The following is a 12,532-nucleotide window of genomic DNA, read 5'->3' as shown; positions in this document are numbered from 1 at the left end:
TTTCAATATTATATAGAGGTATGTTATTAAAACATCTCTCTACCAGAGAAATGAAACGCTCCTTCAATAGCTGCGTTGTCATCGCTGTCACTTCCGTGTACTGCATTTTCGCCAATAGAAGCTGCATATAATTTACGGATCGTTCCTTCTGCTGCATCCGCCGGATTAGTCGCACCAATTAAGGTTCTAAAATCTTCAACAGCATTATCTTTCTCTAAGATGGCTGCAACGATTGGGCCACGAGTCATATATTCTACCAATTCACCAAAAAATGGACGCTCTTTATGGATACCATAAAACTCTTCAGCATCAGCCGTCGTCATTTGGGTTAACTTCATTGCTACGATTCTAAATCCTGAAGCTGTAATCTTTTCTAATATTGCGCCAATGTGTCCTTTTTCAACAGCATCTGGCTTTAACATTGTAAATGTTCTGTTAGTTGCCATGTATAATTTTTTAATTTTGTTCGCCTTCGCAAAAAACGCTTCTGCGAATGTGGATGCAAAAGTAATGCATTTCTTTAATTTATCAAGACAAGGCTTTATTAAATTAATGTTACAATATAGACGTCTGTTCAAGCACTCTCCAAGCGGTCGCTAAGGTGTAATGCTGAGCTTGTCGAAGCACTCTCGAAGCGACAAGTGCTTAATTCTGAAAGCTAATCTAAACCTCGATGTGAGTTCGAGTGAATTTTAGATGCGAGAGCAGATAAAATTTGTATTGAGAACAGGTTTGTTCCAAATACTTCTCGATACAATTCTTCATCCTTCAGAATCACTCGAAGTGACAAATAGGTAATAATAAAAAATCAAAGTGAAAAAATAGTTCTTCTGTCAGTTCGAGTGAATTTTAGATGCGACAGCAGATAAAATTTGTATCGAGAACAGGTTTCTAGTTCCAAATACTTCTCGATACAATTCCTCATCCTTCAGAATCACTCGAAGTGACATTATAGTATTAAAAATAGAATCATCATTCTAATCAAACCCATGTTGTCAGTTGAAGTAAAATTGCTTTTTCTGCAATTTTGTATCGAGAACCTCTGTATTATAATCACTCTTAACAACATCGAATCTTAATTTCATATTAAAATGGTTTTCAAAACACCTAAAAATTGTAAATTCGCTGCTTATGATTAAAGCACAGATTCCAGAGATCAAAGACCTATTGCGCCGACCGCAAAGCATTGTGATTGTACCACATAAAAATCCAGATGGTGATGCCATGGGTTCTACTTTGGGCTTATATCATTATTTAAAGGCTTATGGTCATGATGCTACTGTCATTGCACCTAACGATTATCCTGATTTCCTAAAATGGTTACCAGGTGACGATTCCGTGGTCATCTTCGAAAATCAAGCAGAAGAAAGTCAGGCTTTAATTGATACAGCCGATCTTATCTTTACTTTGGATTTTAATGCCTTTCATCGTGCAGGTGACATGGCAAAGTCACTAGAGCAATCTGATTGCACAAAAATCATGATAGATCATCACCAACAACCTGACGATTATGCCAAGTACACCTATTCGGATGTGCGCATGTCATCAACCTGCGAAATGGTCTATAACTTTATTGACATGTTGGGTGATGCGAACGAAATAACATCAAACATGGCGACTTGTCTCTATGTTGGTATTATGACAGATACGGGTTCGTTTCGATTTCCATCAACCACAAGCAGAACACACGAAGTCATTAGTCATTTAATTGCCAAAGGTGCCAATAATGCACAAATCCATAATAACGTATTCGACACCAACAGTTATAGTCGTTTACAATTATTGGGGCGAGCCATGCAAAACCTAAAAGTGATACCAGAATTAGGAACAGCTTATATCACCTTATCGCAAGCGGAGCTGGATGAATTCAACTTTAAAAAAGGCGATACAGAAGGTTTCGTGAATTATGGACTGTCATTAAAGGGTATTATTTTTGCCGCAATGTTTACGGAAAATAAGCAGGAGAACATTATTAAGATATCGTTCCGCAGTAAAGGATCGTTTTCGGTTAATCAGTTTTCTAGAAGTCATTTTAACGGTGGAGGCCATGATAATGCCGCTGGAGGACGCAGCGAAGATAGCTTAGAAGCAACGATTGATAAATTTATTAGTATATTACCCCAATATAAAGAGGAATTGTCCCAAGCTCTTAAGGAGCATTAAAACATTAAGTATGAAAAACCTACATACCATAATCGTTGTATTATTCTTATGTTTCGGCTGTAAATCGCCCGAAGCGCGACTACCAGAGTCCGTTCAATCTGGTTCATTCTTAAAAGAATCTGCCGAACGTAACATAAAGCTCAACGAAAAAGAGAAAAGCCTTATCCAAGAGATTATCAAGAACAATCCAGATAAGGATTATATCGCTTCAGAAAGTGGATTTTGGTACTACTACAATACCAAGATAGAGAATGATACTTTACAACCCCAGTTTGGTGATCTAGTGGATTTCGATTATAATGTTTCTGACATTAACGGTACCGAGATTTACGGTAATGCCAACAGAACCTATATCATGGATAAGCAGGAATTATTCACAGGTCTGCGTGAAGGTCTCAAACTCATGAAACCTGAAGAACGTGTCACCTTTATTTTTCCGTCACAAAAAGCATATGGCTACTATGGTGACGAAGACAAAATAGGAACGAATATTCCATTAATTTGCGAAGTAACATTAAATACTATAACCCAAGAAAATGATTAAAAAAGCACTTACAGCATTAGTTGTATTACTCGTATTGGCAAGTACCTCTTGCCAAGCACGTTATCCTGAATTAGAAGACGGTCTCTATGCAGAAATCATAACTACAAAAGGTACTATGATTGCCAAACTGCATTATGATAAAGTCCCTGTAACCGTTGCCAACTTCGTAGCTTTGGCAGAAGGTGAACATCCTATGGTAGAAGAAAAGTATGAAGGAAAACCATTCTATGATAGTATTACTTTCCATAGAGTTATGGATAAATTTATGATACAAGGCGGAGATCCAACGGCTAGTGGTAGTGGAACTCCTGGTTACAGATTTGCGGCAGATTACAGTGCAGACCTAAAGCATGATAAGCCTGGAATTTTATCCATGGCCAATGGTGGCGGCATCAATACTAACGGAAGCCAGTTTTTTATTACTGAAGCACCTTATCCTAGAGGAAATTTCTATGATGATCAAGGAAATTTAAAGCCTTGTGACCAAAGGGGTGTGAGTTGTCATTCTGTTTTTGGTGAATTGGTAAAAGGTCTTGAAGTGCAAGATTCTATCTCTAATGTTAAGGTTGCTGCAAGAAATAAACCTGTTGAGGATGTAGTGATCACTAAAGTGAACATCATAAGAAAAGGTAAAGATGCTAAGTTCTTTGATGCACCAAAAGTGTTTGCGGAAGACATGCCGAAAGTTGAAGAAAACTTCAAGAAAGAAAGAGAAGAAGCCAATGAAAAGTCAAAAGAATTGGCAAGGCAAGCAAAAGCAGAATGGTTGAAAAAGAATGAGGAATTAGATGGTCGCCGTATTGACTCACCGACTGGTATGGCCATGATTTTTACGAACGAAAGCAATGGTATTAAACCAACCTCTGCACAAAAAGTCAATGTAGATTGTGCTGGTTATTTTGAAGATGGGACCTTATTTTGGACCACTTGGAAAGACGTTGCAGAAAAGAATGGCAAATATGACGAACAGCAAGATAAGGCTGGTTATTATGCACCTTTTAGCATGCCATATAATGAAAGTGCTACGCTAGTGGCAGGTTTTAGAGAAGCCATGCTAAACATGAAAATTGGTGACAAAGCCAGAGTGTTTATCCCTTATTATTTAGGTTATGGCGATGCTGGAAGAGCACCTGTGATTCCACCAAAAACCAACCTGGTTTTTGATATCGAATTGACAAGTATTGCAGAGTAATAGACGCTTAATAAAACAAAAAAAGACAGCAACTTTGCTGTCTTTTTTTGTTTACACTTATTACAGATATGTCATGCTGAATTTTTACACTGAGCTTGTCGGAGGGTGTTTCAGCACCTATTCAAATAGTATTTAAGATTCTGAAACTCGTTCAGAATGACAAAATATGGTATTAATTCTTCTTCGGAATCTCTTTCAATATCTCCAGAACAAATGCCCAATACTTCTGTGCCGAAGAAATCTGTGCACGCTCATCTGGTGAGTGCGCACCTTTAATGTTTGGCCCAAAACTAATCATATCCATATCGGGATAATTCTGTCCAAGAATACCACATTCTAATCCTGCATGGCAAGCTGCTACATGAGGTTTTTCGCCGTTGTTTAAACGCTCATAAATTGGCACCATCACTTTCAAAATATCAGAACCCATATTGGGCTGCCAACCAGGATACTCACCCGAAAATTCGACATCACAACCAGCCAATTCAAAAGTAGCGCGTAAGGCATTCGCCAAGTCCATTTTAGAAGACTCCACAGAAGAGCGTGTAAGGCATCCAACTTTTAAGTGGCCATCCTTAACAATAACTCGCGCTATATTATTAGACGTTTCCACGAGTTCAGGTATATCTGCACTCATACGATATACACCATTATGTGCCGCATATACGGCATTTACTAATTGCTCTTGGGCGCCAAATGGCATCGCCTGTTCTAGCACATCGCATTCTGAAATAACGATTTGCAAGTCAGGCTCCATGGTTTTCAATTCTTTCTTAATGGTTTCAGATAGTACCTTTAATAAGCTTTTAAGTATATCTTCTTTATCTGCTTCAAATGCTACAATGGCAACACTCTCTCTTGGAATAGCATTTCGTAGACTTCCACCATCAATTTCAGCGATTTTCACATCCTCAACAACAGCATATAACAAACGATTCATGATTTTATTGGCGTTGCCTAATCCCTCATGAATTTGCATTCCTGAATGTCCGCCCTGCAGACCTTTCACTTCAATTTTATAAGCCTTGTGATCGTCTTTTGTCACACGCTCTTCACTATAAGTCCCTGTCGCCGTAATATCAATGCCACCAGCGCAACCTACACCAATCTCATCGTCTTCTTCAGTGTCAAGATTCAACAATATATCCCCTTTTAATAAGCCACCTTTTAAACCCATAGCACCGGTCATACCAGTCTCTTCATCTATAGTAAAAAGGGCTTCTAAATCTGGATGTACTATAGTGTCGCTCTCTAAGATGGCCATAATCGTCGCAACACCTAAACCATTATCGGCTCCAAGCGTAGTTCCTTTGGCTTTTACCCAATCGCCTTCTATATACATCTCAATACCTTGGGTATCAAAGTCGAAGTCAGTATCATTATTTTTTTGATGTACCATGTCTAAGTGTGACTGCATAACGATGGGTTTTCTGCCTTCCATTCCTTTGGTTGCAGGCTTTCTAATGATAACATTACCAACCTCATCTTCAATGGTTTCCAAACCTAGGTTATGACCAAAATCTTTCATGAATTGTATAACACGTTCTTCTTTTTTTGAAGGTCGTGGCACAGCATTTAAATCTGCAAATTTATTCCAAAGGGCTTTGGGCTCTAGGCTTCTTATATCTTGACTCATAATAATTGCCCACGAAAGTGGGTATCTTTTAGATTAGTATTTGATTTTAATCAGTATGCAAAATTACGAAATAGCTTCCCTTTATCCTTGTCATTCTAAACTTTTACACTGACCTTGTCGAAGTATGTTTCAGAATCTATAAGCAAAGTGATCCAAACTCTATTTAATTACAAGTTTTTCCTATTTTTGATTTATGCCGAAGAATAAAAAACTCATCATTACACTCTTTCTGATTGTTCAGGTTCTTATCATTCAAGTTCTAAAGCATTTCCCACAATTTGTTGAAAAATTTTACAGTAATGGTCTATATGTTTTCATTTCCAAGTTAATGCATTATGCCTTTGGCTGGATACCCTTTTCTATAGGAGACCTGTTCTATACTTTGGCGAGTGTATATCTAATTCGATGGTTAATATTGAACAGAAAACGTATTATAAAGGACACTTTCAATTGGATATTGGATATTGGAGCTGTGGTGTCATTGGCTTATTTTGCATTTCATATGCTTTGGGCTTATAATTATTACAGACAACCGCTATCAAAATCCTTAAACGTTGAAGCAGAATATACTACCGAACAACTATTGGATTTTACAAAGCGACTTATAGAAAAGTCAAACAGCATTCATGATCAAATTGCACTGAACGACTCTACAAAAGTTGATATGCCTTTTACCAAAAGTGAGGTTTTTGATAAAATCCAAAATGGTTATGCTAAACTTTCAGGGAAATATCCTCACCTAGATTATCAACCAAAAAGTATCAAAAAATCAATCTACAGTACCGCTTTGACATATATGGGCTTTTCAGGTTACCTCAACCCTTTTACAAACGAAGGGCAGGTAAACGGATTAATTCCAACCTACAAATTTCCAACTACGGCTTGTCACGAAGCCGCCCATCAATTGGGTTATGCTGCTGAGAACGAAGCGAATTTCATAGGAAGTTTAGCAGCTATCAATAATGATGACATTTATTTCAAATATTCAGGTTATACATTTGCCCTGCGCTATTGTCTTGTCGAAATTTACAAAAGAGATGCTGAAGCCTACCCTACCATTCTCGAAACTGTGAATAAGGGAATTTTAAAGAATTACCAAGAGGTTCAATCGTTCTGGAAATCTTACGAAACCCCAATAGAACCAGTTTTTGAAAAGACATTTGACAACTTCCTTAAAGCTAATAATCAATCCGCTGGAATGAAGAGCTATAGCTATGTTGTGGCGCTGCTGGTCAACTACTATGGCCACAAAGCTTTGTAAAAGTTAAAAACATTCAATCCTTTATACGTTTAGGCTTTAATCCTTATATTTAGAATTCAAATTTAACTAACCAAAAATATGATTAAACGTTTTCAGCTACTGCTCATTTTCATGTGCAGTTTTTCATTATTTGCCCAAGATTACTTTCCTAGTAATACCGGAGTTAAAGCAAATAATTCTAATTACACGGCATTTACCAATGCCACGATCCATGTGTCTCCAACAGAAGTTATAGAAAATGGAACACTTCTCATTCAAAAAGGAAAAGTTGTTGCTGTAGGGACATCCGTAGATATTCCTAAAAACACAACTTCGGTTGACCTCTCAGGAAAGAGCATCTATCCATCGTTTATTGACCTGTATACAACCTTTGGTGTTAAAAAACCGGAACGCGGTGGTAATGGTCCAAGATATGGTGCTAGCAGAACTGGTTTCTATTGGAACGACCATATTATGCCAGAACAAGACGTTATGGCGAGTTTTAAGTACGATAACAAAACAGCTTCAGAATTACATAAACTTGGTTTTGGCGTTGTAAACACGCATATGCCAGATGGTGTTGTAAGAGGTACAGGAGCACTTATTGCACTCAATAACGATGCAGATAATTCGTTACGCGTTGTTGATGGAGAAACTACACAACATCTGTCTTTTAGTAAAAGTGTAAAATCTCGACAAGCCTACCCATCATCAATTATGGGCAGTATGGCATTACTTCGACAAATGTACGAGGATGCCAAATGGTATGCAGATGGAAATGTAGACACTAAAGATTTATCCATAGAGGCTCTAAATGGTAACAAAAACTTACTACAGATTTTTGAAGCTGGAAGTAGAGCCAACCTCATGAGAGCAGATAAGGTAGGTGATGCTTATAACATTCAATATACTATCGTAGGTGGCGGCGATGAATATGAGCGTATTAGTGAGGTTAAAGCTACGAATGCCACAGTGATTCTACCAATCAATTTTAAGTTAGCTTATGACGTGGATAATGCATTTTTAGCGTCAACATTGTCATTAAGTGATATGCGTGCTTGGAACCAAGGACCTCATAATCCGAGACTATTGGCAGAAAACGGTATTCAGTTTGCGCTAACGACTCACGACTTAAAGTCGAAGAAATCCTTTAAGTCCAATCTTATGAAAGCCATTGAAAGTGGACTTTCAAAACAAAAGGCTCTTGAAGCATTAACCACAGTTCCTGCAAAATTATTAGGAAAGTCTAATGAATTAGGGACATTAAAATCTGGAAGCTACGCAAATTTCCTAATCACATCTGGTGATATTTTTGATAAGAAAACAAAGCTTTTTGAAAATTGGGTACAAGGTAATCCGCATGTTATTGAAAACATGAACGTCAAGGATATCGATGGTGATTATAATTTTAAATTAGCGGGTAATGATTATAAGCTGTCCATTTCAGGAAGTACGAGCAAACCGAAAGCAACACTAGAAAGTGGCGATAAAAGCTTAGGTACAAAAATTAATTATGCTAACGATTGGGTAAACTTTACATATAAAACTGCAGATAGTACTAAAAAGGAATTTATTAGAGTCGCTGCGAATTCTGCAAGTGGCAATAGTTTAAATGGTAAAGCTATAATGCCTGGTGGTAATGAACTTTCTTTTTATGCCAATAAGGTTAAAAAAGAAGATACTGAAAAAGATAAGGACAAAAAGAAAATGGATGACAAATCCAAAGACGCATACTTAAGCCCTATTACCTACCCTAATTTGGCTTATGGTTTTAAAGAGAAGCCAAAATCTGAAACCTTATTATTTAAAAATGCAACCATTTGGACCAACGAAAAAGATGGTGTTTTAGAAAACACGGATATATTAATCAAGAATGGTAAAATTTCTAAAATAGGAAAAGACTTGTCTGATAAAAGTGCTAAAATTATTGATGCCTCAGGAAAACACATTACAGCAGGTATTATTGATGAGCACTCACATATTGGAGCCGCTTCGATTAACGAAGGTGGTCAGAATTCATCAGCAGAAGTAACCATTGAAGACGTTTTGGACGATGAGGATATTGATCTGTATCGAAATTTAGCAGGAGGTGTAACCTCTATTCAGATTTTACATGGTTCGGCAAACCCAATTGGTGGCCGCTCTGCAATCATTAAACTAAAATGGGGCGAGGCCTCCAAAGATTTGGTTTATGACAATTCGCCTAAGTTTATCAAATTCGCCTTGGGTGAAAACGTTAAACAATCCCGATCTAGCCGAAACGAACGTTTTCCTCAATCCCGTATGGGTGTTGAGCAAGTATTTGTGGACTATTTCACAAGAGCTAAGGCCTATGATAAGGCTAAGAAAAGTGGAAAGCCTTACCGAAAGGATGCCGAAATGGAAGTCTTGGCAGAAATACTAAACAAAGAACGTTTTATCTCATGTCACTCTTATGTGCAAAGTGAAATAAATATGTTGATGAAAGTTGCCGAACAATTCGACTTTAATATTAATACATTCACACATATTCTTGAAGGTTATAAAGTTGCAGACAAAATGAAAGATCATGGCGTAGGTGGCTCAACATTTAGCGATTGGTGGGCTTACAAATATGAGGTCAACGACGCTATTCCTTATAACGCAGCAATCATGCACAACGCAGGCGTCGTCACTGCCATTAATAGTGATGATGCTGAAATGTCGCGTCGTCTAAACCAAGAAGCTGCAAAATCAGTGAAATATGGAGGTATTAGTGAAGAAGACGCACTAAAGTTCGTTACACTAAATCCAGCAAAACTTTTACATTTAGATGACCGTGTTGGTAGTCTTAAAGTTGGAAAAGATGCCGATGTCGTTTTATGGTCTGACCATCCGCTCTCGGTTTACGCTAAAGCTGAAAAAACAATTATAGAAGGTGTGACTTATTTTGATATAGAGCGCGACAAACAAATGCGTGAAGCCATTAAAAAGGAGAAAAGTGAATTGATAAACCTAATGCTTCAAGACAAGAATAAAGGTTTAAAAACGCAGCCTGTAAAGAAGAAAGAAAAAGAATTGTTGCATTGCGACTCAATGGATAAACACAACTAAAAAACTTAAACATGAAAGCATTAAATAAAATAAATATCATATTGGTTATGTTGTGCGTCTCGTTATGTATTGCACAGCAAACACCTGCAACCAAACAAACCAAAGATGTCGCCATTGTTGGCGCAACTTTGCATTTAGGTAATGGCAATGTTATTGAAAACGGCATTGTCGTTTTTGGTGACGGTAAAATTAAGAGTATTGGACCAGAAGCCTCTACTTCAATTACTAGAGAAGCTATGGACATTATAGATGCCAAAGGAAAGCATGTCTACCCCGGTTTTATTGTTTCTAATGGAACATTAGGTTTAGTCGAGGTGGATGCCGTAAAAGCATCTAGCGACCTTTCTGAAATGGGAACTTTTAATCCACATATTAGAAGTATCATCGCCTATAATGCCGAATCCAAAGTGGTAGAATCTATGCGCCCCAATGGTGTATTACTTGGTCAGGTTGTACCAAGAGGTGGGCGTATTTCTGGAACATCTTCCGTGGTGCAGTACGATGCTTGGAACTGGGAAGATGCAGTCATAAAAACAGACAATGGTATGCATATCAATTGGCCTAGCAGCTTTAGTAGAGGACGTTGGTGGCTTGGAGAAGACCCAGGATTAAAGCCGAATAAAAACTATGCAAAACAAGTCAAAGAATTAACGGACTATTTTAATAATGCTAAGAGCCACAATAAAGGCGACAAAAATGAACACCATTTACCTTATGAAGCCATGTCTGGTTTGTTTGATGGATCAAAGCGTATTTTCATTAATGCTGATGATGAAAAAGGCATTACCGATGCCGTAAACTTTGCCAAATCCCAAGGTATTTCTAATATTACTATAGTTGGTGGTTACCAGGCTAGTAAGGTGGCGAACTTCCTAAAGCAAAACAACGTATCCGTAATGTTACAGCGTGTACATACAAGACCAGAATTAGAAGATCATGATTACGATTACACCTTTAAGCAGGCCAAGGCATTAGTAGATGCAGGCGTTTTAGTATCTCTAGAACCAAGTGGACAAATGGAACGTATGAATTCACGTAACCTACCTTTTTATGCCGGTACTACAGTAGCTTATGGCTTAACCAAAGCACAAGCTTTGCAACTGATTACCCAAAATGCTGCAAAAATCATGGGTATTGATACTATGTATGGCACTTTGGAAGTTGGTAAAAGTGCTACACTCTTTATTAGTGAAGGGGACGCCTTGGATATGCGCACGAACCTTGTATCAAAAGCGTTTATTGATGGCAGGGATTTGAGTTTAGAAACTCATCAAACCGAACTTTGGAAGCGGTATTCTGAGAAGTATAGCAATCAACAAGATTAATAAAAAAGCGAGCTGCATGGCTCGCTTTTTTTAATTTGTATGTTATGGAAAATATTGAATACATAATTATTGCTTCAATATTTATTTTAGTCGGAATTTACTTTTTCAAATTAGAAAAGAGTAATATAAAATGGAAATTGTGTAAAAGTGATGCGCTTTATTATTATGTATGTAAATTTTTTGAAAAAAAAGGTTTTGAAGTTTGTAAAATTGACTTACCTATTAAAGGCGATTATCAAGGAAAAACTCACAGTCAAAATGCTATTGCGCAAGAAGAATTATTCATAAGAAAAATCATTGTTATGGATACAAAAAGGCGTAAATATGAAACTCTGGTCAAAGTTAAGCACAGCCACATATTTGGCACTCATGTTAAACTTTTAAAGAAAAGAAATTTTGTTGAATAAAAAAGCGAGCCGTTTGGCTCGCTTTTTTACTTATTTATCAATCTGAACTTTTACACTAAGCATGTCGAAGTGTGTTTCAGATTCTCATTTTTTTCATAGATTCTGAAATGAATTCAGAATGACAAAACTAAGGTTTATTCTATAACCTTTGCACCTTCAGGCAAGGTAAACATAGAATTGTCTGGCGCACTTTCAGAAACTATAACATCCATAAACTCTACCGTGTTTCGCTTTTCCGTAGGCTGGTTATTTTCATACTTATACCAATCAACACTTTTTGGTAATCTTAAACCATTTACTGTTTGCCAATTGTTATATCTTATAAATTTGAATTCCTTACTCTTTCCATCCTTTCCGAATGTCACCGTATAAGCCAGCCATTCCATTTGTCCGGTTTCAGCATCATAATAAATAATATACTGATCATCTGGAGAAACCCCTACTCCAGCTTCATAGGAAATTAAAATACCAGGATACGTCTTACCATCAAAAATTAATGGTTCTGCATCTTCATAAATAATGCCATCATCTCCAACAATAAAGGGCATTGCGTAAAAGTACATCATTAAACCTTTGTAAAACCAAGGCTTACCCTTGTATTCTTTTCCATCTTTTTCATTTACCCAAAGATCCTTTCCATCAAAACCCAAAGCATATGTCGGTGTATCAATTAATTCGGCTCTTGTTTTTAGGTTTGTTGTAGTCACTTCCTTTCCATTTGGCTTTTCCATGGTAAATGATAGCGTTTTCATCTTGTTCCACTGATCAATACCACCATGAGCATCAAAAATTTTGGTTATAGATTCCGGATAAATACTGGTTGTAATATCCTCATTAGAAATGTCATCTATTTGAGTGGATTCGGTTTTGGGTTCATTTTTACAGCCCATTATAAAAATGGCAAATAGAAATATGAATAATATATTTTTCATGATATGGTTTTTAGTTGATGA

The 12,532-nt window shown here is 37.1% G+C and carries 10 protein-coding genes; 7 read left to right on the top strand and 3 right to left on the bottom strand.

Going from position 1 to position 12,532, the window contains the following annotated elements; all coding sequences use genetic code 11:
* Positions 1–26: 26 nt before the first annotated feature.
* Positions 27–446, bottom strand: coding sequence for a nucleoside-diphosphate kinase (locus H7F21_RS11385; RefSeq protein ID WP_185789413.1), 420 nt, complete (start codon positions 444–446; stop codon positions 27–29).
* A 685-nt stretch (positions 447–1,131) separates the two neighbouring features.
* Between H7F21_RS11385 and H7F21_RS11380 the strand changes: the two genes are divergently transcribed.
* The 3 genes from H7F21_RS11380 to H7F21_RS11370 are packed head-to-tail and all read left to right on the top strand — an operon-like array spanning position 1,132 to position 3,899.
* On the top strand, positions 1,132–2,163 hold the full coding sequence (locus H7F21_RS11380) for a DHH family phosphoesterase (protein ID WP_185789412.1): 1,032 nt from the start codon (positions 1,132–1,134) through the stop codon (positions 2,161–2,163).
* Positions 2,164–2,173: 10 nt separating this feature from the next.
* Entirely contained in the window at positions 2,174–2,707 is a 534-nt protein-coding gene (gldI, locus tag H7F21_RS11375) for a gliding motility-associated peptidyl-prolyl isomerase GldI (protein ID WP_185789411.1), read from the top strand.
* Complete coding sequence (locus H7F21_RS11370) at positions 2,700–3,899, top strand: peptidylprolyl isomerase (protein ID WP_185789410.1); 1,200 nt, start codon at positions 2,700–2,702, stop codon at positions 3,897–3,899. The genes gldI and H7F21_RS11370 overlap by 8 nt, the downstream gene beginning before the upstream one ends.
* 172 nt (positions 3,900–4,071) lie before the next feature.
* Here the strand turns inward: H7F21_RS11370 and H7F21_RS11365 are convergent, their stop codons facing one another.
* The gene (locus H7F21_RS11365) at positions 4,072–5,535 is read right to left on the bottom strand and encodes an aminoacyl-histidine dipeptidase (RefSeq protein ID WP_185789409.1); all 1,464 of its coding nucleotides are present in this window, start codon (positions 5,533–5,535) and stop codon (positions 4,072–4,074) included.
* A 193-nt stretch (positions 5,536–5,728) separates the two neighbouring features.
* On the opposite strand from H7F21_RS11365, the gene H7F21_RS11360 reads away from it, so the two are divergent.
* The 4 genes from H7F21_RS11360 to H7F21_RS11345 all read left to right on the top strand — a co-directional run bounded on the left by H7F21_RS11360 (position 5,729) and on the right by H7F21_RS11345 (position 11,579).
* Positions 5,729–6,796, top strand: a complete 1,068-nt coding sequence (locus H7F21_RS11360) for a DUF3810 domain-containing protein (protein ID WP_185789408.1) — start codon at positions 5,729–5,731, stop codon at positions 6,794–6,796.
* 78 nt (positions 6,797–6,874) lie between these two features.
* Entirely contained in the window at positions 6,875–9,847 is a 2,973-nt protein-coding gene (locus H7F21_RS11355) for an amidohydrolase family protein (protein WP_246431468.1), read from the top strand.
* An 11-nt stretch (positions 9,848–9,858) separates the two neighbouring features.
* Positions 9,859–11,172 (top strand): amidohydrolase family protein, encoded by a 1,314-nt coding sequence (locus H7F21_RS11350; protein ID WP_185789407.1) that lies wholly within the window; start codon positions 9,859–9,861, stop codon positions 11,170–11,172.
* Between the two features lie 44 nt (positions 11,173–11,216).
* Positions 11,217–11,579, top strand: coding sequence for a hypothetical protein (locus tag H7F21_RS11345; RefSeq protein WP_185789406.1), 363 nt, complete (start codon positions 11,217–11,219; stop codon positions 11,577–11,579).
* Between the two features lie 134 nt (positions 11,580–11,713).
* Here the strand turns inward: H7F21_RS11345 and H7F21_RS11340 are convergent, their stop codons facing one another.
* Complete coding sequence (locus tag H7F21_RS11340) at positions 11,714–12,511, bottom strand: DUF6503 family protein (protein ID WP_185789405.1); 798 nt, start codon at positions 12,509–12,511, stop codon at positions 11,714–11,716.
* Positions 12,512–12,532 lie beyond the last annotated feature (21 nt).

The organism is Winogradskyella flava (genome assembly GCF_014243395.1).
Taxonomy (GTDB): domain Bacteria; phylum Bacteroidota; class Bacteroidia; order Flavobacteriales; family Flavobacteriaceae; genus Winogradskyella; species Winogradskyella flava.
The sequence above is the reverse complement of the archived record's forward strand: the minus strand, read 5'-3'. Positions and strand labels throughout refer to the sequence as shown.